This is a genomic window from Maritalea porphyrae, from assembly GCF_027213965.1.
Lineage (GTDB): Bacteria > Pseudomonadota > Alphaproteobacteria > Rhizobiales > Devosiaceae > Maritalea > Maritalea porphyrae_A.
Map to the genome: position 1 here is coordinate 58,160 of NZ_JAPWGX010000004.1, position 23,698 is coordinate 81,857.

Here is a 23,698-nt window from a genome sequence, read left to right on the forward strand (position 1 = left end):
AATCAATTACAGGCATGATGGACTTATATATTAGGGAATGCGCCGGAACAGTTCCGGCAGGGGAATAGGTTGAACGTATTGTGAATTGGGATCAAGAATTCATAGACGATTTGAGGACGGCCATCGTCGAAATCGATAGTGTTGACTTAGATGGTCAAGACATACTTCTTGCTTTGGATGCATGCTTAGGCGTGTTGGAAATGGAACTCGACTATGAGCAAATGGTCTATCTCAATGGCGTGCCAATCAAACGCTTATTGAGAATATGCCTCAAGTTTCTCAAATGGAGCTCCGAAGACATTCTTTCACTGAAAAAATTCGAAAGAGAACAAATTGATGCCTTTGAGCGTTTTCTTTTCGACGAGCCAAGCTATATTGACACAGTCGATGAAACACTGACCTCCATTCATATGACAGACCAACGGTTTTCAAATGAAGTCAACAGCAACGCGAGCAGAAACCGAATTGGGCATTGGGATATTCTAGAGTTCGTACATTTGCTTAAGATCGCATTGGTTAGACGCATCAATGAAATAGGAAGCAAAGAGAACTTGACATCTATTGTTGGCAAGAAGTCCTCAGTGTCAAAATGGGTTTCCAATCCACTTCATGAGGGCAATGCTTTTGCTAAATACGAACAATTTGTAGATGGCTTTGAAAAGCTCGTTATTGAACTTGAAGACTGCAAGTCTTTTTCCAACTCGCCAAGTCTGCACGAGACTAGAAGGCAAAATTTGCTAGCGATGTCACAAACGATAATTAAACTCTTGGACGCGCCGCTCATCGACGTAGGGTTGGTGCATGATACAAAGTCAGAATTGGAGAAATTTGGTTTTGAGCTAAAGGACGAAGCAAAAACTGAGGCAAAGAAGTCGTTGGTAGAAGGTGGGAAGTTCATTATCACAGCGCTAATAAAATTACTCTCCGGGGGAGGTTAAACCGGTTCACCACTCAACCCACTGCCCGGCATCGTATCCTTATGCTTGTGATCAGACCCTATATTCACACCATTGTTGGTGATGGTGCCTATGGTCTCAATATCACCTTCAAGCTTGATGTTTGGCGCTTCAATCGAAACGTTGGTGGCCGTCACCACAACATTGTTAGCGCCAGACACTGTTACATCGCCTGACTTCTTACCAACAATAATCGACACCCCACTTTCTGGAAACGAGAAATGCATATTGTCCATGTCGTTTGTGGGTGTGGTGTCCTTCTCAGAATAGATCGTGCCAACGGTCATCCCGTCTTCGCCATCCCAATCCACAAGGCATCCGATTTGATCGCCAATGTCGGGCATGTTGAACATCTTGTTTTTTGCACTGCCAGATTGGCCGACGTTCAGCCAAAAACTTTGATCTTCATCTTCATCGTCAAATTGAACTTTGACCGCACCTGCTTTGCGATCGACAACAATGCCGCGCTTAAAAGGGCTGTTCTTTTCGTTCTCAATATATCTCGGATTAGACACCTTTAAGCTCCAATGCTGTTGTGTAATTGGCGCGCCGGATTGAGTGGGTAGCTGTGTGAACTAAGTATCGGCCCTGGTACTTTCCAAAAGTTGGTCCCAATTCAACAATCACACCTGCAATCAACATGACGTCGCCCACCAAAGTTAGGTTTGCGGTACGCTTGTCTTCATTGGCTTTTGCCAACCGGCCCTTGGCCAAACGTTCGGCTTGTGCTGGGCTTTCCACACGTTCATCAATCTTGAGGGTATTATTGCCTTTGACCGAACTGTCGCTGACTTCAGCCTTGATCAGTTCTTTTTTGTTGGGGTCAAGATATTGAACTTTTGCATTGGAAAATGTGCGGTTGGAATTGTCGCGCGCTGACCACTCGGTGCCTGTAGAAAGTTCGGCGATTTCAATGGTGCGCACGGCGGGGGCCGCTTCGAGTTTATCGCGCCGATGGAACACGATTTGGCGATCTTTAAGCCCGACAAAATGCCCATAGTCTTCGCCCAATCGGCGCACAAAACTTAAGTCATGTTCCCGCCGTTGCCGCTTATAGGCAAAATCCATATCGTCAATATCGCCGCTTAGTCCATAACCATGGCGACCGGCTATATCCGCGCTCATTTTCTTTAAGCTGGTTTCTTCATTGCCTTTGGATTTTTGCGATCGCTGATCGGTGCTTTCAAAAGCCGATGTGGCTTTAAATTGGAGCTGGTCGTTGCCGCGCGATCCAGATGCGTCGGGAATATCGATTTCAAAAATACCACATGGCATTTGGGCTTGGCCTTCATAGCCGATCGAAACGCGCACTAAATCGCCTTGTTCTGGTCGCCAAGGCCCGCGCCAAAGCCCGACCGGATCACAAAGGGTGGTTGCGATTTCATCAGCCTTGCCATGCAAGTTGTCGGTCCAAGTAAAGTCGACAATGGATTGCGATGTTTCTTGGCCAATACCAACGCCATTGATTTGCATGTCGACAATGGGAATTGCGCTTGTCATTGCAACTGATCTCGTTTCCAAGGGGGCAACATTGTTTGATCAAGTGGTGGCGTTTCAAGCACTGGAATGCGCAAGGTTAAACCCGCTGGCAGAATGGCTGGATAGGCGTCAAACAGATGCTTGTTCTTGGCCATCAGCAAGTTCATCAAATCAGGATCATTGTAATACTTGTCCGCCAATATATCCCAACGTTCGCCGGGGGTGGTGATGTGGTCCAAATATTGGCCGGTTTGTTTTGGCGCGGTCATGTTCAACCTCTTTTGAGCAATGGGTTGAAAATGGCGCGCGCAACATTGGCAATACCGGCACCGCGAATTTGGCCAGCGCCTTTTGGCACTTCAAGCAAACTGATTTGCGCTTCAAACCGAACAATGCGCCCACTTGGTGTGGTCTTTTGAATGCCGTTGGAAAGGGCCGTGATCCAAAAGTGTTTGCCATCATATCCGCCATCGCCCGTTACAAACGGTTTTGCAACGCCTGATCGGTGTTCACTTTTGAGGCGTTGGCGCTCAATTTCAGGATCGCAAAAGCTTTCATCAAAAAAGAAGGTGAAGGACAATTTGTCCAATTCTTCACCGGCGCGTTGGGGAATGGGTTTGCCGCGCAAGGTCTTGTGTTCGTGCACGCTATTGGACAGGCTTTCGCTCATTGAAGTTGGGCCGGTCATGTGGCTTTCGTAGCCCATTCGAATGTCGCCATAGGTCGCAAATTGCATGGGTTAAAACTCCAACCGTTCATCGTCTTTGAGTTCGCGCTTAATCTTTTCGATCAGGTCGGGCATGATTTCAGAAAGCTTGTCGACAATGTCTTCAGCCGATGCGTTAGAACCTTCGCCAACATGAATGACGGGGGCGAGGGTGAAACTGTAGTTTGCCCCTTTTGATGCTCCGTTGGCTTGTGCTTGACTTGAAGGACGGGCGGCAACGCTTTGGGGCGGGGAAACCAAGGTCGGTGTGCTGGCCAATGCCGGGGCAGAAATCGAAGCGGCTGCCAAGGTTGCGGCGGCGGCTTGGCGCATGGCCTTGACCATTGGGCCGGGCTTAATGGAACGTGCAATCGTTTCTGAGAATTTGAGGCGATGAATGTCAGACAGCGGCCCTGTTTTGGCCGGTGATGAAGGCAAGTGATCGCGCAATTGTTTGGTCACGTCGCGCATGGCAGATACCAACAAATGCGATTTAGCGCGCATGCCAGACGCAATGGTTTCCATCATACGTTCGCCATGATGTGCAAAGTTGATCCGACCTAGGACATTTCCAATGCGATCGACAACAATTTGCATGGTGTCGGGCAAGGCTTCACCGGCTGCTCTAACCTGATTTAGCCGATCAAGGGCAGGGCTAACATTGACCCCAGATACGCCATCCATTGCCGCCTTTAGTTTGTTGGCCGCCTGAGTGGCGCGTTCGATCGAAGCTGGATCAGTTGCCGCAATGGTCACTGCATCTTGGCCACCAAAGATGCCGGTTAGACCTTTCCATGCTTCACTGGTTTTTGCGGATAGATCAGAAATCATGCCGCCAATATCTGGCAGTTCTGGCATGGGGATTTCAGGCCATTCCCAATCGGGCAACCATTCAAGAGAAAAGAACCACTGGATGTTTGCAATCGCTTCATCAAATGACGGGATTTCTATATTGCCAATTAGTGCGGCCCAATCCACTTTCATGATTGATTTGATGCCTTCCCATGCGCTGGCAATTGCAGACTTTGCCGCATCAATTGGGCCGGACATGGCTTGGGCGATTGGTTCCCAGTTTTTGGTGATCTGACCAAGTGGGGTCCATTCAAACGCTTGTTTGAGCCAATCCCATGCCACTTGTGCGGCATGTAAAATACCGTTCCAAATGGCTTCGAAATAGGGTTTGATGGCGTCCCAGTTTGCATAGATGAGATAAACACCAAGTGCGATTGCCGCGATGGCCAACATGATTGGGTTGGCCATTAAAGCTGCACCCAAAGCAGCGAGACCGGTGGCGATTTGGATTAGGCCCGCGGCTGTGGCCACAAGGGCAGGGCCAAACACCATGCCACCCAAAACCATGGCAAGGTTTTCCCAACCACCGACAAATTCGGCGGCGCTGCCCAAATGATCTGATAGTTGAGAAATGATGTCGATCGCACGGTTGGCAAATTCCCATGCGCTTTCAAGACTGGTTTGAATGGCGCTGGCGATTTCAGTGGCCCAAACTTTAAGTGAACCATCACTTTCCATTTGAGTGATGGTATCCAAAACCAGTTTGAGCTTGCCTTTCATCCAATCGAACAAGCCAGCGTCCATGATCATTAATTGGAATTTCATCCAAAGATCGGCCAAGTTAGCCATCATGCCCGCCCAAGTAGCTGAAAGACGTTCCATTGACCCGGCATATTTCTCGTTGAATATATCCATCAAAGTCATTTGGATATTGGCACGATCACTAGCTTTTGCAGTTGCCTTCATCGCTTCGCCAGCCGCGTTGGTATAGGAGTAAGTGATGAGGTCACCGGACTTTTTTGCGGTGATGCCAAACGATTTAAGGCGTTCGTTCTCGCCTGTCACCGCATCGGCCAATGCTTCAACAGCGTCGCCTAGATTTTTCCCCATTGCGGCGGATGTATCGCCCAACGTGCGCAACGTTCCATCGGTTGGATCAATGCCGTAGTTTTTGAGTTGAACAAAAGCTTCGGTGACTTGGTCCAATTCATATGGAGTTGAAACTGCGAAGGTGGTAACCCACCCCATGGCTTTTTTTGCGCCTTCAGCCGATCCAGTTGAGCTAATCAAAACGGTTTCGAATTTTTCAAACTGAGAAGCCACATCAACCATGGACCCAGCCGCCAAGGCGGACCCAGCCCACATGGACGCCAACAGACCGCCAGCAATCATTGCGCCCTTGCCGACTTTGCCTAGACCGTTCTTGATGTTGCCAAGGCCATGCTTGGCTAAGTCTAGCGATTGTCGGTGAAGTTTTGCAATTGAGCGACCAGCGCTTTGAGCGCCTTTGACCACCGCCTGATAAGCTTGTTGTGCACTCGCTTTTACGCGCGATTGTGCCCGCGCTAGATTTTGAGTTTGTTGGGCGACTTTTGTGGTGGTTTTGTTCGATTTGGTTTGAGCAACAGATGAGGCTTTTTGTAGCTTGGCTTGCGTTTTATTGAGCCGCTCCATTTTCTCATTGAACTTGAGAAATCGACGCATGCGTTTGGTCGCACGGTCAGTAAATTCAGCTACGATGCCAAGCTTCATGCTCATCTGTTTGACCTTTTTGACGCCCGTTCCGCAGATTTGCGTTCCGCTTCTGCAACGTCTTCATCGAATTGAACTTGGCTTTGGAAAACGGCTGCGAATTCGATCTCGCTCATTTGATCAAGGCCATCGGAGTTCCAGCCCCGATTGACCATATATGTGTGCGCGTCGAGCGACGAAAGCGTTACGCCTTCGTCTTTGCTTCGTTTCCCACTTCTTCGTCCCAGCTATCGCTCTCATCATCGCCGACAAAGATTTTGGCCAGCAGTTCATTTGCTTCATTGATGGGTACATATTTACCCCAGTCAGCCACGGTGATTTTTTCACCGTCAAACGTAGCGATTTTGCAGACATAAAGAGCTTGTGCTGTGTGAATATCATTCTTGGACATTCTAAGGCTGCGTTGCCAGTCGCCGTGCTCTAGGAATTTTGGCCACTCAACTTTGACGCCCGAACTTGGCAGCGTAAAGTCGTCATTGCCAGAATTCTCTTGTTTGCTTTTTTTGAGTTTTTCGACGGCTTTGTTGCTCATGATTTTTCCTTCTATAAAAAACAAAAAACCCCCGCCGCGTTGCCGCAGACGGGGGTTTAGGGCGCGTAAGGCCTATATTGGTTTATTTACTTCCAAAGGTCGCCGGAACTGTTCCGTACAGTGTTGGTCATTACATCGACTTCGAACAGCACATCATCCGCATCGTGAACCCGTTGAACAAGGCGGCTCACTGTATATTCCAGTGGCACATTCACCAGATCACCAAGCTTGGTGCCTGACAGGCTCACGCTGTAGAATTGAACGTTTAAAACCGTCACCAATGTAAACGAGCGATCGGCATCAAAGCCATCTGGTCCAGTGACATCTGTTTTATGGTGCGCTTGAAGCACATGGGTTTTGGTCGGGTCGTAAAAGTCCAACGCCAAGTCAGGTTCAACATGGCTAAAGGTAATCGATCCTTCCATGGCTTCCATCACCCGCGAAGGCGTTTTAAAGACTGCCACTTGACCAAGGGTTTCGTGTTCGACCAAACGCCATTCGATTTTGGGCAAGTCGATTTCTTCAGCAATGCCGACAAGATTATTGTCTTTAAGATAAATCTCAGCATTGTTGATTTTAGCATTCCGGCGCAGATCGGCCATTTTGATAATCCTTTCAGATTGCAAAGTTAGGCGAACTGGTCGCTTAACAAATTGCTCAAGTTGTTAGGCGGCAAGCCCTAGCGGATCGCGTGCAAGATCAGTGTCGATTTCGCTTTCGACCGTGAGCCATTCCATCATGCCGACCGGCATATATTTCAGTTTGTAGAAATAGTGATGTTCGGCAACGGTCGCGGTCGTGGTTTTCTGGCGATCAAAACTAAACCGGAAACCAAGCAATGCTCGATCACGGCCAACCGTTTTGCCCAAACCCCATTTGTTGATGATGTCTTCAACAAGTTCGAGCTGTTCGGGCGATGAAAGTCGATCTTTCCATTCATCTAAAAAGTGCAAAATGGCTTCGTGCATCATGTCCTCGGTCAATTGCACATAAAGAGCGGTTTGCATTTTGGTTGATGTTGGATGGGCAGCGGAATGATTGCCTGATGTGTGTGGTCCTTTGCCGTGCCTCTCTTCAGCCGAAACGATCCCGTTGCTGCGCAAAGTCTGCACATCAGAGCTGGCATCGCCCGGCACATAAAGCACCTCTTGCGCCATGCCTTCGGTGCCAATGATTTCGCGGTTGGATGGGGAATGATGATAACCCCACTCCATAATCGACATCAGCCAAATGCCAGCCAAATGCGCGGAATATGGATCGGGGATTTTTGTGCCAGTTGTTGTGCTGTCTGGGTCTTCATCCAAAATCAGCATATTTGGCCAACAAAGCACCGCACGGGTGTCGCTTGTTTGAAAGTCAAAATCACCACCAGCACCGCGCGCGGTGACCACATCTTGAACAGAAACCCCATAAGGCGCGTCCAAGAAATAACGGGCGCGGGTTTTCGCGGCGATTGATGCCATTTCAGCTTTAACGCCAACCAATTGATCAAATCCGGTTGCCAAGATCATTTTGGCAAACCAGCCAAACGCCTGATAGCAGCTATAAGCCAGCTTTAAACCTGTTGGTGTGCCAGCCGCATCAAAGGTGCCGACAATATCGCTTGCAGTTACAAGACTTGGATCGGGATTGTCGCCACCATCTTTGTGCACATCAGGATCAAACACATTGACCACACAAATGGTGCCAATGCCTTTGGTCTTTGCTTTTTTGAACATAGCATTAAGTTTTTGGGGAAGCGTGTAACCCGCCCGATGCGGTCCAAAATGCTTGGCAATGTCTGACTGGCGGCGAATGATGATCTTTTTGTTGATATAGGCCGCGCGTTCTTCAGCGGTCGCATGGACCTCATGAATGGGAGCCGTGCCAATCAAAAAACAGGTTGCCGCTTTTCTCTCTTGGACAAATTCGCCGCCCTGATCGATTTCAACGATCTCTGCGCCATAAAAACGTTCTGTGCTCATGATGAGGTTCCTTTGATTGGAGTGAGCATTTTAAGATCACACCAGCCCTTTACGGTGGCATGATCATCCGGCATCAAATAGGTTTTGCCCGGTACGAGGTGATCTTGGAAAATGACGATCGGCTTGCCGTCCGGCCCCGCCGTTCTTAGCGCCGCATTTTGGTGCGCACCGTTGTAGGTGTATGAACTGAAAGAAGGCTCGTTCATGACCCTTACTCCTTTGTGAATATGTTGAGAGGAACGCGCGGCGGCGTATATGGGGTAAACGCCGCAACAGCATTTGTGGTCAGAGCGATTTCGATATGCCATTCCCATTGACCCGCGTCTTGACCCGCGAGCTGTTCTGAGACCAGTTTGATCGGTGTTGATCCTTCAAGCGGCACACTTTGCACCGCCTTGCGGATCGTTTCCAAATGCTCATAAGCCTGACTTGGCTTAACAAGGTTCTGCACATGAAGAACAAGCAAGAACCGCATGTCGCGCATTTGCTGGCTGGTGTCAGTCTCGCGAAACGCGCCATAACGTGATCCGGCATAATTGACCAAAATTGCGGCATCCATCATGGCTGGATCAAATTGGCTTGGGTTCGCTGGGAAAGCATCAATGTAGAATTTTGAGCCGACCTGATCTTTTAGGCGCGCAACGATTTGATCTTGGATTTTTTCGATTTGGCATTTGGGTGCGTTGGTCATCAATAGCCCTCTAATGCCTTGGCGGCGGCGGACGGGGGAAACGCGCCACGTATGCCTGAAGGATTGTTTGTTTCAGTGGTGGAAAACAGACCGGGCAAATCTAACTCGACCTGTCCATCGCGAATTTCTTTGAGCCATTTGATAATGTCGTGGTAGCGGGATTTGACTGTGTCATCGACACCGGCTTTGTCACCAACCCGGTCACGCAGCCAATAAATCACCAAGTCGCTTGCCGCGCCTTTTAGGCTGTGGTCCATATCGCCAACATCAATGGTTGCGATGCGCGGGTATCGGGCCTTGAGGTAACCATCAATCAAAGAGTTGGCGCGATTGATCACAGTTTGAAGGCGATCGCGATCTATCTGACGACCATCAGCGCTGTTTGGACCACCAATGCCGCAAAGGGCGAGCAAATGGGTTTGATCGTTCATGCTGATGAGTTCGTCGATTGTGATGTAGCGATCGCCTGTCATGGGTAGCTGGTCCTATTCTTCGTCGGCTGGTTTGATTGTTGCCCAAACCGCATTGATTTCGTCGGCGGAAACATCAAAGTCTAAAAGCGTGTTTACGGATGCCGCTTTGGGTGCGCCGTCTTTTTTGAAGTCTTTTTCAGCGTCCAAATCGCCGATGGCTTCTTTGATTTTTTCGATGCGCTGTACGTCGGTTAAATCTGGCTCATTAGCCTTTTGTGGTTCACCTTGTTCTTTTGGAATGCAGCCAAGAGCTTTGAGCGGCACGGCTTCTTTGTCAGTGAGGGTGATCGTGTTGAACTGTTCATCGTCTGGCGCATAACGTTGTCCATCATGACGAACGGGCGAAAGCACCGGATAGGATTGTTTTTCAGACATTGGTTGTCTCCTACATTGGGAAAAGGTGAGGTGGCAGTTTCCCGCCACCCCGGCGCGCTAGTATTTTTTAGGCGGCGTTCTGAATGAGGAACCCGGCACGTTTGGCGATGATCAATTCTTTGACGCTTTCGCCAGACCGAACCAACTTGCCACCGCGAAGGCCCATATTTGCAGGCAAGGTGCCAGCGACCTTTTCTTTGTGCTGAGCGGTGATACCAAAGGTAATGCCACCGCTTGTGTCGGCGGTTTGGTCAATGAATTGGCCGCAAACCGAATTGCCCCAAACCCGCTGCAATTGTGCCGCTTCGCCCGGACGCTTAATATTGACCCGGCTTTCGCCAACCAAGACGCGCTTGACTTCCAACAGTTCGGCAACTTGTGCCAACGTTGCGCGACCTTGATCACCGGAATTGCCCAAAATGGCTTTGATGATTTTGGGATGCTTGCGGAACGCACGCCAAGCTGGAAACCCAAACTCGATCTGGTTTGGTTTTTGCCAACAGGTCGCCATCAAGTCTTCAATGATTGATAGGGGATCAGATGCCGCGTCGGAAAACAGATCAGTGCCTGACAATGTTTCCACATGATCCGAATGATAGCTGGCTGGATTGGTGAGCAATGTCGCAACGCGAACTTCGCGGTCGAGCAAAACAATGTTTGTTGAGCGTTCCGTCGCCCGTGCTTCAGGATCAAACCCGCTGGCTTTGGCCGCTTCAATGGTTGCATTGTCCAACGGAATATCAATGCCGTAATCTTGGGTGCTTGAATTTTCTTCAGACCCTTCGATTTCGACTTGGTTTGGTGTCGAGCGACGACCAACCTTGGTGTCGGGCAGGGTGAACATTTCGGCTTCATCGTACTTTTGGTACTTGAAGTTTTCTGTTGGAACGGGAACGCGCGGCAATGCCTGATCGGCGATCAATGCATGGTCGGGGTTTGAATAAGCGATCGCGATAGCCGTAAGGGTTGGGCTTTCGGTGAACTGGTCGGTAGCATTCGACATGATCTGAGTTCTTTCCTAATTGGGTTGAATAGGTGGGGCGCTAGAAAAGGTTGCCTAGCCCTGCATCACCGATGGGTTGAGGTGAACGTGACCAATGACGCCAAGGACACCAGCACTCATGGCGCGCCCAGCGATCGGCACGTTTACACCGGCGGCGGGTTCAGCCTTAATGGCGCGACCTTGAGCATCGCTTGTGAGCGGGTCGCCAAATTCAACGGTGCCGCCAAATACAATCTCGCGGATATTGTCCATGCACACATCAACTCGTTGATCTGCGCCATCGGTGCCCATAACCGCTGTGGTGCCAAGAATTGGATCACCAATTCCGGCGCGTTTCACTTTGCCTTCGGCTGCACCAAATGTGGCGAACCGGCGTTTTTCGATCGTGCCTTCAGATGTGAAGTTTTTGATCAGCCCTACATGTTGTTGCATGGGTTTGGTTCCTTGAATTGAGTTGGGGGTGGTTGCGCGCCGTTTGAAACGCCTATTCGGTTACGCCACGTTCTTTTCGGATATGGGCCACCGCATCAGACGTTGATACCGTGAGACCTTTTTCGCCTTGCGAGAATTGATAGGACTTTGCGGCTTGAGCGATTGCTTTTGGTGAATTGTCACTTTCAACAATCTTGTCGTCCAAATTGGTTTCACCGAACTCGACGATTTTTGGCAGCTTGGACAACAAGTCTTTCGTTAAATCTGAAAGGCTGGTTTCTTCATCACCCGCGCCAAATGAAACCGGCTGATCGGCTTGATCGGCAAGACCATCAAGCAAAGCAACAACCGTTTCTTTTTCGCTCGTTGGCAGTTTGCCTTCTTTCACCAGACCATCGGCAAATGCGAGATGCTCTTTGTGGGTGGTTTCTGCCTCTTGATCCTTCAAACGCTTTTCGCGCGCGTCGAGTTCTTTTTCGCGGGCGCTTAGATCAATCGGTTTGTCATTCGGCTTGTCGCCCATGGGATCATCCTCGTTTTGGTCTGAAAAATTGTTGGGTTTGTCGTCATTGCCAGCATCGTCGATCCAATTGATCTGCCAATCGGACAGGACTTCATCGGCCTTTTCACTGCCATGCTCTTCAATGAAGAATTCGCGGATTTTGCGGAATAGACGGGCGACGTCCTTTAGAGCTGGCACACCAAATTCAATGGTGACGCTTTCATCTTCATCGCTGAACTCAACCGGCTTAAGGTTGGAAACCGCTGGGGGCGTTGCGCCAAGAAAGCCGATATGTTTGGGATAAAGCTCATCACCAGCCGGATTGGCTGTGGACCCTTTGCCAAAGAAGCTCATGGAAATGCGCTTATAGCGCCCATCGGTCACTTGTTCGGCGAATTGGGGTTCAAGCTGATCTAGTTCTGCAATCAGGCGATCATCTTCAAAAGAGAAGCTTTTGACCCATCCATATGCAGGGGTGTCGGTTTTGGGGTGGCCGATCACCACTGGTACCGGATTGTTTTCTGGATCGTACCGTTCAGCCAAATCAATTAGGTCTTGAGATGAGGCGGAAAAGCTTTGGCCACCCATGGCGGTGAAAGTGCCGGGGCGAAAAACTTCAATACGTTTTGTCTCAGATTTGTTTTTCGGCACGGGCCAATTCTCCAACATTGCAATCGTTGGATGTCACTTTGGCGGACACAAAAACAAAATGCGCCGGAACAGTTCCGTCATGAATTTGGGAAGGGATAATTTGGGGTGGATTTAGTCAAAACGGGTGCAAGGTGACATTTGCAAGCCGCATATGGATCATAAACCGCACTTAATGCAATTCTAACGCCCCTCTAACGGGGTATGGGCGAATTTTTGGTATGGATATGCCAGTTTGACTATTCAGGATGCTCAGTGGCGGATTTCCCTCAACCTTCCAAATAGCCCAATAATGCATCATGACTTGCCTGCTCATCCCCAACACCAATTCCAATATATGGCCGTGCTGGAATATTCGCCTGTTTGATAAACACCGCGCGGTTCGCACCGTTTGATCTTGGAATGACCAGCGACTTTCCGCTTTTGGGTTTAATGGTTGCCCCATATTGATGGGTCATGACTTTTGGATGATTTAAATTGGTGCCAACTTCAGCTTTGTCGCTTGTCGCTTTGAAGTGGATTGACCGCATCAATTCACCCGTATCGCGCAAGATACCGATTGGCGATCTTCTAAGCTCCAATGTCAGTGGTGAAAGCGCGGCCCACTTTTTGCCATCGGGCGAAACCTCATCCATGAAACGCTGACGATGACGGTTCAATAGTGTTTGGCCAATGATCATGTGCGCCGCTTGTTTGTCTTCAATCCGCTCGATCAGCGCAGTCATTTCGTCATTGAGTTCGTCAAATTCATATTTGAAACTGATCATTTGAACATTCCGGTTTGAATTGCTATATTAGGAGCGAGTGAAGTCAGCAGCTTTGATGCATGACCCGTGGCGATGGCGGGATCAAAACGATCAAGACCTGTGGTTATCGACACGCCTTACATAACCCTTCACTCGTTTTCCTTTTTTCGACGATAAAGCAAAGCGCCTTTGCGCAACCGTTCAAGGTATTGCCTGTTTGGTCGATCAAGCTTGTTCTTCTTTGATGGATTGAATGCTGTGGTGCCAAACCAGCCGGTCGAGGTCCAAGAGAATGACGCGAACCCTGATAGGTTTTCGAAATAGCGCACAAAACGTTTCACCAGATAGATTTTGCCTGATTTGCTTTTTGCCCAATCAACCCAAATCTCATCGGGGTCCAAAACGGTCTCGGCCAAAAACTCAACACTGGCTTCGCGGCCAAATTTCTTGATCTTAATGTCGCCGGTTGTTGTGCGGAATAGATCATCAGAAATAGGCACCACATGGCCTGACTTGTCCCGGTGAAGTTTTGCCAATCCCGCCGACGCCCCAAACCTGCTTAGGAACGCATCAAGATAGAAGCTTTCTGGTTTGTCGAGATCCAACATCGTTGCTTTTGATGGTGCTGCTAGATCACGCAATGGCGTTAGATTTTTGGGCGCTTCAACAAGGTCAATCGATTTAAGGGTCTCAGACAAAGCTTTTGGCACCAAGCCTTCAGACCACGTTCGACCGGGCGCGTACGCCCAGCCCATATCAACACCCATTGGATAGTCCATCCATTCATCGGTACCGGGATCGCGTCGCTTTTCATATTTGATCTTTGGCGAACGGTCGGGATCAGATTTGCCCATTTGTTTGAGTTCAGCGGCGTTAACAGGGATAACGCCGCATCCACATTTCCAACCATTGGGCGGATAGTAAGTGAGCCACCAATCATCGTCGGCGCGCAATATGAGACCATCCCAATGCAAATGTTCTTCGCGTGGTTGGGTTGGAACCCGTTCTAGGCCGTGAACATATTTCCAATAGGGGAATGCTTTGAGAATGGCCGGATCGTTCATTTGTTTGAACCGGCCAGCGGCATAGGCGGATTTTATGTTGGTGTCGTAAATGATCCGCGCGCGCCAATCGCGGCCACCATTATAATCCCAACCATGACGCGCAACGATTTCATCAAACTGGTCAAGGAAGCCTTTTTGGTAGTTTCCCTGTTTGTCTTTCCAGCCTTTGAACGGCATGCCTTTTGTTATGGCGTTGTCGATCGCTTGTTGGAAGTCACTCAACATGGCGTCTTTGGTGGCGCCTGCAATGACAAAGGAGCGATCATGCGCTTCGTGCAAAAGATCACTCCAAGCGTTGCTTGGCAGTTTGATCTTTTGTCTAAAGAATGATTGCGCCTCATCGAACGGACCAATGCCATCTGAAAAGCTAGGCTGATTTAGGTCTTTTTTTTTGAGCCTGTGGTTTTGCTCGAAGCGATGCCGGTTTGCTCATAAATGTCAGATCGTCCGGTTAGGTCCGCCAATGCAATCGCATCGCCGATGACATTGCCTAACGCGTCGACTTCCAATTCGCCATAGGCGTTTAGCAAGATATTGGTGGCCTCTGCATAGTTAGTTGCGCCGTTAAGTCTTGATTTGACGTGATCAACTATTGTTTGCGTATGACCGCCTGCGATTTGCGCGAGTTGTTCACTGAGATGATCAATCGAACCATTGTCAGTGGTAGTTGCAAACTCTTGTGTTGGTGCGTCATCGTTGGTGGCGATTGGTGGTGTTGCCACAACTTTGATCGGCACCATTTCGGTGTCCATCACATCGCCAAGCCAGCTTTGCACGTCTTTTGGTTCAAACCCTTGTCGACGTGCTGCATCTAAAGCTTGAATGCCGGACTGTTGCCGATCGTGCTTCTTCTTCTTGTGCTCTTCTTCAGCGCTATCATTTTTGGGGCGAGGGCGTGACAAGATGGGTGTGTTTGCGGTTGGCCAATTGGCTTCACAAATCCATTTAAGCAGTGTGTCATTCAATGTCGCGGCTAACTGGTCGCAATCATCATCGACAAGTTCTTGCGTTTCTTCCGCATGGGTTTCTGAAGCGGCGCGCGCGCCTTGTCCCTTGACGCTGGTCGATAGAGTGCTACCGTTCATAACTTCGGATGTTTGTTCATCCCAATAACGACACCATTCTTGATGACCCGCTTCGCCAGCCCGTTTGGCTTCCAAGAACTCAACTTCAGTGCCGATTGGTGCGGCCAATGCGCCGTTTTGTACAAGGTTCTGCAATAGGACCAAGAAGTTCTCTTGTTCTTTGTCTGACATGCCTTGTGGGAACCGACCGAATGGTGTTGGCGATGCGAACTTTTCTAAGTGGACCAACCAGAACTTTGCGCCTTGGCGCTTGAACAGAACGTGCCAGAATAAAACCGATCCCAAACCCATGCCATAGGCATTGTTGCCTTCAGCTTCAAAACGGTGCGTGATGAACTTGCGAGGCGGCAATTCAATGCCTTTGATGTTTTCCCCAGGTACCAACAATCTTGGTTGCCATTCATGGTCAAACTTAAACCGCGCCGGATCATGCGATTTGATCTGTTCAGGTACAATCCAACCATCAGGTCCGTGATGCCAAACAATCTCAGAAACCGCATAACCTTTGATGATCGCTTTCAAGAAAGACTTTGTGATCGTGTCGAAGGGCAAGCGTTTCAATATGGTTGTGATTGCTTCAGCGGCATCCACATCTTGTTGTTCGTCGCTGGCCGGTGTGATGAGCCATTCGCGTTTTGTGTGTTTGGAAACGCGTTTATTGTAGGTTGTGCGCACCTTGCCATCTTGCAACAAGTCATCAAACAATTTGAGACCAATGTGCCGCCCTTGGCTCTTTAGAGTTGGGTCTTGGTTTTCCAACATGCCCGTATAAAGCGGCATGGTGATGTCGTTCTTGGCTGTGGCAAACAGTTTGCCGCCATTGCGTGGCACATATGAGCTTGGGCGGTTCGAGCTGTCATTGTTCGAGGTGACCGACTTATTGCGGCGACGATTTCTCTTGCTCATTGGGTGTACCCCTTCATGATATTGTTACTGGCGTTCGGCGCTGTTTTGAAAGTGGATGCGGTGATGGTGGTGGCTGCACTATGAATGGCAGCGGTCCAAAGCATTTCCAAGCAATCGGGACCATCATCGTGATCCGAGTCCGGCCATTGCTGCAATTGATCAATGAGCATCTTTTGCCCAATACTGAACCGGATTAAACCCGCGTTGACGGGTGGCTGCAAACGCTCAATGCGCAAGTTCTTGTCCGTGATTGGAATGATTGGAATGCAGGGCATAGCAAGGCCAGCTTTTGTTGCGGCCTTCATTAAATCGGTGCGCAACAATTCTTGAAACTGCACGGCCTCAACATACCAAAGCTGACAATTATATTCGCGCTGCATGGCAATTGCGTTGTCGATGATGATGTCAGGCAACCGGCGGCGAATGGATGCTTCAACCACATCAAATATGCCTTCTTCTTTATCATAACCGCCAATAATGATGGCCGAAGGATCGCGGTTTTTATTGTGCTTGCCAAGGGATGGATCAATGCCACCAAAGTACAACCAGTTGCGTTTTTTCATCACCCAATAGGTTAGGTTCTGAAATGGGTTGTCGTCTGAGATTGGCTTATTCTGATATTCACTTTCAAACGAGTTGTGTTCGCCAGCGCGTTCTTTCATCAAGAATTCAAGCGTGTGGTTGGCTGGCCAGTTTAGAACTGCGCCATGATCCATGTCGCCTTTGTTTTCTTGATAGAAGTCATCGGCGTCTTTTTCGCCTTCGTTGAGATAAATCTCTTCCCAACCTTCCCAAAGGTCCATGCGATCGGGCCACTGAACAATGGCGCGAAATTCTGTGACCTTCCAGTTTGGTTTCTTGGCATATCGAACAATAACCGCATCAAAGTGCAAAACGGTTCCAGCATAGATAACGTCCATTGATCCATCGGGCGGTCCAAGTTTGAGCACGGCCTTGGCAATCCAATTGGCAAGCTTGTCACGCTGTTTTGGGTTGGCGACGTTTTCGTCATTCTCAATATCATCAAGAATGGCAAGGTCAGGACGGTAAGGGCCATGGCGACGACCCCGAATTCTTTTACCGGTACCAAAGCACTCGACCTTGATGTTGTTACGCGTAACGATGTCGCCTTCGCGCCAAGTTGGGCCTTGGCCAACCAAGTCGGGAAAGTCAAACTTTAGGCGCGGGTTGGCTTCGAGTTCAGCCTTGAGTGCTTCCAACATAACGGCAGCTTGTTCGAACGCATCCATGATCAAAACAATGTAATGCTTAAGACCGCGTACGATGCACCACAATGGAAAGATCAAACTCACATGGGTTGATTTTGCAGAACTGCGCGGGGCAATGACAAGGCGTTTTTGCCCGTCTTTTAGCAAAACCATATCTGGCAAATCTGCATAAAGATGTTCATGCAATAGACTTGGTTCCATGGTGAGATAGTGCGGAAAATAAGTCTCAGCAAAAAAGCGATAGCCATTGATTGGGTCATTGATCTTTTTTAGCCGTTCTGCGCGCAGTTTTGGATCGGCTGGAAAGGCATCAACTTCCAACTCGATTTGCTGGCGCAGAACCGACGCAATTTCTTCAATGCTTTTTTTGAAATCGCGCGCACTAAGCTTCTTCATTCGTAAACCTCAGTGAGGTGAACGCCGAATGGCTCCAGTGTTTCGAGCAAGGCAATTGCATGTTGCGGATAATTCTTTTGCACGTAGTCGGCAAACCTTTTCACCACGTCTGTCGCAACACTTAATTCTGAAATTTTGGGCGCGACCCGACCGGCGCTAGAAACGGTTTTGGCGAACGCATCACTTAAGCTGGTCAAAACCTTGGCACGTTCAATCGCTCCAATATTCTTGTCTGCCTCAAGGTCTGAAATTGTCGCCTGAAATTGGACGACGAAGCGTTCGATCATATCGGCGACCGTCGCTTCCATTCCTTCGCCCGAAATCATGTTGGCCGACTTGACCAAATCCCAATTGTCGCCATTTGCTTTGGCGGTTTTCTTCCAGCGACGAACTGTGCTTTCGGATACGCCAAGCGCAGAAGCGATAGTCGGGATGGCCTGACGCTCAAACACGAATTTACGTCTAGCGTCTTTGGCCGATTTTTTGGGGCCAGACATTATTTTTTACCCCATGGCCAAACGGCTTTGACTGTCGCAATTGGGTCTTTGGATGAGCGTTTTAGGAAAATGATCAAGTTGCGACCGGTAATGCCGTAAGCAGCTGCAATGGCATAGCCCCAACTTTCAGAAACACTGAGGTGTTCATATTGGCGCAACGCATCAATGGTCGGATCGGTCGCAACGATAGCGATAAAGACACCAGCCAAAATGGAGCCTGTGGCAGTGAGCAGGTCATGGGTTCGCAGTTCCAATAAAACTGAAATCACAGCACCAGCGGCGGCGGTCAAAAGGGTGGCAATCTTAATGCCGAAAAACGTTTCAGGGCCAGTCATTGGTTTTGTTCTTTCGTTGGAGCGGCATTAAGGGTTTGCAAGGTCACATAGGCTTTCACAACGCGACCATGTTTGCGCCGACAATCGGCAAGGGCCACCCGTGTGCGGCCAAGTTCGACTAATGCCTGTTCGCCGATTATGACGCCGGGTTCGTAGCACCGTTGTTGATCGCGAACGTCCAAGTCGGGCAACGCCGACGACGCAATCGTGGGAGCGTACAATCCGGGAAGGGTTTCACTGGATTTTGAGCAACCTTGCAGCATCGTCAGCGCTAACAGGGGGACACACAGTGTCACGACTTTTAACATCATCGGCGAATTCCTTTGCTTGGGTTTGGGCGCGCGTTAGGGCTTTGATGTCGGCCAACAATTGTTCGGACACGACCTTTCGAGCCTGTTCAGCGTTTTTGACCTGTTGCGCCAACCGATCGCGATCAGCTTTCACCAATTCCAATTGACGGGTGAGTTCGGTGGCTTGACATATAAGCGAACGGTCATGGTCGCCCTTGTTGTAGGCGAACAAACCAAGGGCTGAGACCAAGGCAAAAGCGATTAAATATTTGGTGCCACCACCCATCACCGATTTTAGCAAAACGCCAATCATGCTGTTCTACCTGTCTGGTGATCTTGGACACGCGCGCGGCCCGCTTTGAGTGCTTGCAAAACGATAACGATGCCACCAACAACAACGATTGCGCCAAGCCATGGGCCAAGCGTTTGGAACGCTTGATCAAACACGCCTATGCCTTGGGTCAGTTTTGAAACTGTGCCTGATGTTTCTTCAACAACGCTAGCAATTCCGCCCAACCCAATTGCGCCGCCAATGGTTGCTTGTGAGATTGACGCTTGTGCGATCCGTGAACCGCCTTTGGCCAATTCAACCAAACCTTGCTTTTGCCGTTCAAGCGCAATAGGGCGTGGCTGCGCATCTTCAAGCGCTTCATAAGTTGAGTTGCCAACTTTGCCATCTTCGAGCAAATGATTGTCCGCCTGAAAACTCAAGACAGCGGTGCGGGTCATGGTTTCAAACTTCCCGTCGATCTTGCCTACGGGATAGCCAAGCTCTTTCAGCTTTGTTTGTAGCCAAGTGACATTTGGTCCGCGTGACCCCTTCAACAATAGAATGTGGTCTGGAAACTCTTTTGCTTCTGGTGCTTCCAGATCGGCCATGTTTTGATTGGCTGGCATCTGGATACGCGTTGAGGCTTTGTCGTATCCGAGTTTGGCTTTTGAGGTCAGCTTAAGAACGTCGCCATATGCCACAACAGGGCAAGACTTGTTTGCCACCTCACAATGACCATGGAATGTGAGTAATCCGGCATAAGCTTCGTTGATCAGCACACATAAAGTGCGCAAGGTAGCCTTCTGGGCGACGGTGAATTTGTCTTTAGAAAGTCCATGCAAACAAATGGCGATCGTGCCGCGATTGTGTCCGGCTTGTGCGGCCGGTGTTTTGTCAATCGGGCGACCGATTTCTAATGTGCCATCTTTGCGAATGAAGAAGTGATAACCAACATCTGACCAGCCCCGCTCAAGGTGCCATTGGCGCATGGTTGCAACATTGTCGTGCTGGGGATAGTCGCTGGCTGAACAATGGACAAACACTCGATCAATTGGCCGCGCGGGTTTGACAAACTCAAAATCTGAAAATGCACTTGAAAGTAAAGCCGACATGTTGGAATTCCCCAGCGTTTCGCGTGGGTACATGTTTGGCTATTTAGCTGGGGGAAGTCGCCGGAACAGTTCCGCCATCAATGTGGCTATTATTGAACGTCACACGAACCTGTGCCAACCGCCACAGTTGGAGCAAAATTTGGTTTTGTGTTATGTGCTTGAATGTCGACAATGTGGACAAAGCGACCGTTGCAAAAAAGCGCGAGACACTCAGTGAAACGCGCCAAAAATTGCGATCAGGAGGTGGTCCATTTCCGAGAATTCCGTCCGCAGGGATGCTGGGTCTCCTCCTGTCTTCATTTTAGCTAGAAATCGTTTTGTGATATCATCTTTATTTTCCAATGCGCCTTGGTAGAGTTTGATCTGTTTATTCCATGCAGTCCAACGAATAGGATGAAGTCTGCCCTCGTTATCAGTTAAGGCGTCTTTACCCAAAAACAGCTCTATCGAGCTAGCAGTGCCGTTAACATCCATGCGCCGCGATCCCTCGGGTCCAATTGTTGGGTATTGTTTGGCAAGCTCAAGTTCGGGCAAAACCATAGTTTTGATATTAGGCGGCAGTGCTTGAATGCGATCTACATAACGTCGTTCCGCCAACCCCGCTGCATCATTGTCGAATAAAGCAAGAATGGATTGATCCATCCTGACCCCCGCTAGTGCCTTGACCATTTTGGCCAACATAGAGGCACCGCCTTCGATACTAAATTCCTGAAAATCTACAAACTGGAATAGATCGGAGAACTCAGGATACATGGCTTGGATGGCTGTCGATAAAATTTCAGTATCAGACTTACCTTCAGTCAGTATAAGGACAGGACCGGTAGCGCTAACTATCTCTTGATCTTCGTCTTCAAAGGTATGCAGTCGCAATAGATTTTCGTGAACAGTCAGCTTTGAATCAAATTCATTGCTATAGGACGTAAGGTCTGTCCAAACGAACTCAGGTTTGAAATACTCCAACTCAAGAGCCAAGCTAGCAAACTTGTCCCTCAAATCGAACTCAAACAAACCACGTCGCTCCCAATGATCTAATCCCAATGATTTGGCCCGTTCGATCCAATCTTCAAAGGAAAGACCCCTTAGCGCAGATGTTCTCTGTTTTTCCTCGGCGTCGGAGACTTCATAGTGTTTTTCAAGCTCCGCGATATGTTTGGGATACTCACGGTCCCAAAGGTTGCGGCAACGCTCGTTAGTATAACCTTGCACATGGAGCCTGCGTCGTACATTTTCAGCGGGTGCGAGCAGGTAGACTATTTCGATATCTTCATCATCGTCCCAGTCAAGCATCGTGCTCCGAACAATAGGGTGTGCAGTTCTAACAGCACGGCGAAACAAGTCACCATTAGCAAAGCAAAGTGTGCAGGCATGCTGCCAGTTTATACGTAGATCACGAAACAGCCTTCCATCCAGATATATGTCGTTCTCGTTGCTCAACTTGTCACCCGATTCAGGAAAAATGCTCATGCGCTTCAATAAAAGTCTAATGCTGTTGAAGCGCGAGGTCCACATTGGGCTCCAAACGGTCTTTGGGGAACACGTGTTTTTGGGCGGTTTTGTTGGATGCCTGAGTCAAATACGTGTCGCGTTCCACAGCTATTCTGTATCTGTATTGTTCAGCCAATCGATCAGGTCGATTTGGTTTTCATCGACTTGATGCGGTTTCTTGATGCCATTGTCTGCCATCACCTTGCGCACATATCGTTCAGTGACATGTACTTCTAACGCAACGTCACGCGGTGATTTACCGCTCTTGACCAGTTTTTTGATAGTGGCGACTTTGTCGGTTAAATCGATTTTGACAGGGATATAGAATTTATCGCCCGGAAACGTTGCGATGATGCGGTCTGCGATTTCTCGATCGATGTTCACCAATGGATTGTGAACGCTAAACTGCATTGGAACCTTGAATTCGATGCCGGGAAGTTTTGCAAATAGTTCTTGGGCTACGTCTTCACCAAGAATGTCCGCGACGTCGGCTAAATCTTCTTTGAAGTGGTGTTCAGGCATAGTCCGGTCCATCAAAATGCAGATTGAGATTTAGCGCGTCGCTTGAACACCGGCAGAAACGGCGGTAGGAATGTGCCAGTATTACTTTTTGTGTTTTTTGGAGCCGTTTATTATGCGATTGCCCATTGTTTGTTTTCTCATATTGTTTGCCACAGCTTCGTTCGCCGAAACTTGGAGAGAAACAGCGATCAACGATGCGCTCGCCGAACCAAAGGTTCACAGCGCGCAATGGTCCCAAGAAGAAAGCTTTTGGATTGCCGTTGATGATGATGGGACGCGACGTGATGGCTTTGCAGAATATACATGTTTGGTGCTGGCACTTGCTGGTAAGCCCCAAGGTGAAATCATCATCGTGACGGTCCTTGACCATAACAGCATGTTGCAAGGCAACTTCAAAGAGCTCGGTAAAAAGGCCTGTCGCTAGAAGGTTCATGCGCGCGCTTCCATCTCTTTGAGCGCTTCGATTAATGGCGACGCCTGTTCAAAGGTTAGGAAATCGGGATCAGCAATGCCGTTGCGGTTTTTAACAAAAGCACGAAGGGCTTGGCGTGAACCATTTTGGATCACGCCTTTGTTGTAGCAAGACCGCCAAAGTGAATGGATCATGCGAACATATGGCTTGTTAGATTTTTGAAAGTTTCCGACTTTTGGCTTCCAACCAAGGCGCTTGAACTCCGTAACGACCAGCTTGAGGTTTTTTTCGCTCAAGCCTTTTGCGGACCGTTTGCCTGTGATCCGCTCCAGAACATCGCGATAAGCGTCGTCATCTAGACGAAGCTCTTTTTTGGCAATGTGGATTTTGGCAAGGGCGGGGTTCATTGGGGAATGTCCACGAATAACTGGTTAAACATCGCAACAAACATCGCTCTTGCTTTGATGAATATCCAAGGTTCAATTTCTATTTTGAACGGGCGGGCGGTAATGCCATGTTCAAGCGGATTTCCGGGCATCAGCCAAAGCCATTCAGTTGCCAACATGCGATCGTCAATCGATTTGACTAGGCATTGCATTTGCTGATCTGGCGCATCAAGCTCCAACGCGTCATAAATCGTCTTGTCGATGCGCTGCTCTAAATTGGTGACCAAGCCTTCGCGGTTCAAAATGGATTTAATTGGCTTGCTAATGTCGCCCGTATAAGCCTCATGGAAATCATGTAGAAACACATGTTTGACTAGGACGGGGTTGATGTTTTTTTCATCAACCCACTTTTGAGCCATAAGAGCGCAGTTGAACAAATGCTGAGCGACCGAGAGTTTTACTTCGCCGCGCGTTTGACCATCAAATCTTGGTGTAGCAGCAAGACCGTTGGAAACGTCCCACCAGTCAATGTCGTCAGTTTTCGGGTTTAGATAGTACCAACGCTTGCCCGACGCCATTGTTTTGAATGGGCCGCGATCTTTGTCGATAGGAGCGGTGTTATGGTCTGAATAGAACTCTCGGATTGAATGTCGCATC

Annotated in this window: 30 protein-coding genes; 2 read left to right on the plus strand and 28 right to left on the minus strand. The window is 49.0% G+C overall.

Features of this window, described 5'->3' with window-relative positions; genetic code table 11:
* Window positions 1-80: 80 nt before the first annotated feature.
* Window positions 81-938 carry a hypothetical protein gene (locus tag O4H47_RS13140; RefSeq protein WP_269394454.1) on the plus strand — a complete coding sequence of 286 codons (858 nt, stop codon included), beginning with the start codon at window positions 81-83 and terminating at the stop codon, window positions 936-938.
* On the opposite strand, the gene O4H47_RS13145 is transcribed toward O4H47_RS13140, so the two are convergent.
* The 26 genes from O4H47_RS13145 to O4H47_RS13270 form a co-directional block, all read right to left on the minus strand.
* Window positions 935-1,471, minus strand: a complete 537-nt coding sequence (locus tag O4H47_RS13145) for a hypothetical protein (protein WP_269394455.1) — start codon at window positions 1,469-1,471, stop codon at window positions 935-937. The two genes, O4H47_RS13140 and O4H47_RS13145, sit on opposite strands and share 4 nt — an antisense overlap.
* Window positions 1,464-2,456 (minus strand): phage late control D family protein, encoded by a 993-nt coding sequence (locus O4H47_RS13150; protein ID WP_269394456.1) that lies wholly within the window; start codon window positions 2,454-2,456, stop codon window positions 1,464-1,466. The genes O4H47_RS13145 and O4H47_RS13150 overlap by 8 nt, the downstream gene beginning before the upstream one ends.
* A complete protein-coding gene (locus O4H47_RS13155) occupies window positions 2,453-2,704 on the minus strand; it encodes a tail protein X (RefSeq protein ID WP_269394457.1) in 252 nt (83 codons plus the stop codon). The genes O4H47_RS13150 and O4H47_RS13155 overlap by 4 nt, the downstream gene beginning before the upstream one ends.
* Window positions 2,705-2,706: 2 nt before the next feature.
* A complete protein-coding gene (locus O4H47_RS13160; RefSeq protein WP_269394458.1) occupies window positions 2,707-3,171 on the minus strand; it encodes a phage tail protein in 465 nt (154 codons plus the stop codon).
* Between the two features lie 3 nt (window positions 3,172-3,174).
* A complete protein-coding gene (locus tag O4H47_RS13165) occupies window positions 3,175-5,691 on the minus strand; it encodes a tape measure protein (protein WP_269394459.1) in 2,517 nt (838 codons plus the stop codon).
* 178 nt (window positions 5,692-5,869) lie between these two features.
* On the minus strand, window positions 5,870-6,217 hold the full coding sequence (locus tag O4H47_RS13170) for a hypothetical protein (RefSeq protein ID WP_269394460.1): 348 nt from the start codon (window positions 6,215-6,217) through the stop codon (window positions 5,870-5,872).
* Between the two features lie 86 nt (window positions 6,218-6,303).
* Window positions 6,304-6,819 (minus strand): phage major tail tube protein, encoded by a 516-nt coding sequence (locus O4H47_RS13175; RefSeq protein WP_269394461.1) that lies wholly within the window; start codon window positions 6,817-6,819, stop codon window positions 6,304-6,306.
* Window positions 6,820-6,882: 63 nt separating this feature from the next.
* Complete coding sequence (locus tag O4H47_RS13180) at window positions 6,883-8,181, minus strand: phage tail protein (RefSeq protein ID WP_269394462.1); 1,299 nt, start codon at window positions 8,179-8,181, stop codon at window positions 6,883-6,885.
* A complete protein-coding gene (locus tag O4H47_RS13185; RefSeq protein ID WP_269394463.1) occupies window positions 8,178-8,387 on the minus strand; it encodes a hypothetical protein in 210 nt (69 codons plus the stop codon). Before O4H47_RS13185 ends, O4H47_RS13180 begins: the two co-directional genes overlap by 4 nt.
* 5 nt (window positions 8,388-8,392) lie before the next feature.
* Complete coding sequence (locus tag O4H47_RS13190) at window positions 8,393-8,872, minus strand: Gp37 family protein (RefSeq protein WP_269394464.1); 480 nt, start codon at window positions 8,870-8,872, stop codon at window positions 8,393-8,395.
* Window positions 8,872-9,345, minus strand: a complete 474-nt coding sequence (locus O4H47_RS13195) for a DUF1320 domain-containing protein (RefSeq protein WP_269394465.1) — start codon at window positions 9,343-9,345, stop codon at window positions 8,872-8,874. Before O4H47_RS13195 ends, O4H47_RS13190 begins: the two co-directional genes overlap by 1 nt.
* Before the next feature lie 12 nt (window positions 9,346-9,357).
* A complete protein-coding gene (locus O4H47_RS13200) occupies window positions 9,358-9,720 on the minus strand; it encodes a hypothetical protein (RefSeq protein ID WP_269394466.1) in 363 nt (120 codons plus the stop codon).
* A gap of 67 nt (window positions 9,721-9,787) precedes the next feature.
* Window positions 9,788-10,723, minus strand: a complete 936-nt coding sequence (locus O4H47_RS13205) for a capsid protein (RefSeq protein ID WP_269394467.1) — start codon at window positions 10,721-10,723, stop codon at window positions 9,788-9,790.
* A gap of 54 nt (window positions 10,724-10,777) precedes the next feature.
* Complete coding sequence (locus tag O4H47_RS13210; protein ID WP_269394468.1) at window positions 10,778-11,155, minus strand: hypothetical protein; 378 nt, start codon at window positions 11,153-11,155, stop codon at window positions 10,778-10,780.
* A gap of 52 nt (window positions 11,156-11,207) precedes the next feature.
* Entirely contained in the window at window positions 11,208-12,308 is a 1,101-nt protein-coding gene (locus O4H47_RS13215) for a hypothetical protein (protein ID WP_269394469.1), read from the minus strand.
* A 266-nt stretch (window positions 12,309-12,574) separates the two neighbouring features.
* Window positions 12,575-13,072, minus strand: a complete 498-nt coding sequence (locus O4H47_RS13220) for a phage virion morphogenesis protein (RefSeq protein WP_269394470.1) — start codon at window positions 13,070-13,072, stop codon at window positions 12,575-12,577.
* Between the two features lie 128 nt (window positions 13,073-13,200).
* Window positions 13,201-14,394, minus strand: coding sequence for a PBECR2 nuclease fold domain-containing protein (locus tag O4H47_RS13225; protein WP_269394471.1), 1,194 nt, complete (start codon window positions 14,392-14,394; stop codon window positions 13,201-13,203).
* A 98-nt stretch (window positions 14,395-14,492) separates the two neighbouring features.
* The gene (locus O4H47_RS13230) at window positions 14,493-16,106 is read right to left on the minus strand and encodes a phage portal protein family protein (protein WP_269394472.1); all 1,614 of its coding nucleotides are present in this window, start codon (window positions 16,104-16,106) and stop codon (window positions 14,493-14,495) included.
* The gene (terL, locus tag O4H47_RS13235) at window positions 16,103-17,731 is read right to left on the minus strand and encodes a phage terminase large subunit (protein WP_269394473.1); all 1,629 of its coding nucleotides are present in this window, start codon (window positions 17,729-17,731) and stop codon (window positions 16,103-16,105) included. The genes O4H47_RS13230 and terL overlap by 4 nt, the downstream gene beginning before the upstream one ends.
* On the minus strand, window positions 17,728-18,228 hold the full coding sequence (locus O4H47_RS13240; RefSeq protein WP_269394474.1) for a DUF1804 family protein: 501 nt from the start codon (window positions 18,226-18,228) through the stop codon (window positions 17,728-17,730). Before O4H47_RS13240 ends, terL begins: the two co-directional genes overlap by 4 nt.
* Window positions 18,228-18,563, minus strand: a complete 336-nt coding sequence (locus tag O4H47_RS13245; RefSeq protein WP_269394475.1) for a hypothetical protein — start codon at window positions 18,561-18,563, stop codon at window positions 18,228-18,230. The genes O4H47_RS13240 and O4H47_RS13245 overlap by 1 nt, the downstream gene beginning before the upstream one ends.
* A complete protein-coding gene (locus O4H47_RS13250; RefSeq protein ID WP_269394476.1) occupies window positions 18,560-18,784 on the minus strand; it encodes a hypothetical protein in 225 nt (74 codons plus the stop codon). Before O4H47_RS13250 ends, O4H47_RS13245 begins: the two co-directional genes overlap by 4 nt.
* 13 nt (window positions 18,785-18,797) lie before the next feature.
* Window positions 18,798-19,166 carry a hypothetical protein gene (locus tag O4H47_RS13255; RefSeq protein ID WP_269394477.1) on the minus strand — a complete coding sequence of 123 codons (369 nt, stop codon included), beginning with the start codon at window positions 19,164-19,166 and terminating at the stop codon, window positions 18,798-18,800.
* Window positions 19,163-20,236 (minus strand): N-acetylmuramoyl-L-alanine amidase, encoded by a 1,074-nt coding sequence (locus O4H47_RS13260; RefSeq protein WP_269394478.1) that lies wholly within the window; start codon window positions 20,234-20,236, stop codon window positions 19,163-19,165. The genes O4H47_RS13255 and O4H47_RS13260 overlap by 4 nt, the downstream gene beginning before the upstream one ends.
* Window positions 20,237-20,446: 210 nt before the next feature.
* Window positions 20,447-21,745, minus strand: coding sequence for a hypothetical protein (locus tag O4H47_RS13265; protein WP_269394479.1), 1,299 nt, complete (start codon window positions 21,743-21,745; stop codon window positions 20,447-20,449).
* A gap of 84 nt (window positions 21,746-21,829) precedes the next feature.
* The gene (locus tag O4H47_RS13270; RefSeq protein ID WP_269394480.1) at window positions 21,830-22,243 is read right to left on the minus strand and encodes a hypothetical protein; all 414 of its coding nucleotides are present in this window, start codon (window positions 22,241-22,243) and stop codon (window positions 21,830-21,832) included.
* A gap of 112 nt (window positions 22,244-22,355) precedes the next feature.
* Here O4H47_RS13270 and O4H47_RS13275 point away from each other — a divergent pair, with 112 nt between their 5' ends.
* Complete coding sequence (locus O4H47_RS13275; protein WP_269394481.1) at window positions 22,356-22,667, plus strand: hypothetical protein; 312 nt, start codon at window positions 22,356-22,358, stop codon at window positions 22,665-22,667.
* 5 nt (window positions 22,668-22,672) lie between these two features.
* Here O4H47_RS13275 and O4H47_RS13280 read toward each other — a convergent pair whose 3' ends face one another.
* Window positions 22,673-23,062 (minus strand): gp16 family protein, encoded by a 390-nt coding sequence (locus tag O4H47_RS13280; RefSeq protein ID WP_269394482.1) that lies wholly within the window; start codon window positions 23,060-23,062, stop codon window positions 22,673-22,675.
* Window positions 23,059-23,697, minus strand: coding sequence for an HD domain-containing protein (locus O4H47_RS13285; RefSeq protein WP_269394483.1), 639 nt, complete (start codon window positions 23,695-23,697; stop codon window positions 23,059-23,061). The genes O4H47_RS13280 and O4H47_RS13285 overlap by 4 nt, the downstream gene beginning before the upstream one ends.
* Between the last annotated feature and the right edge of the window lies 1 nt (window position 23,698).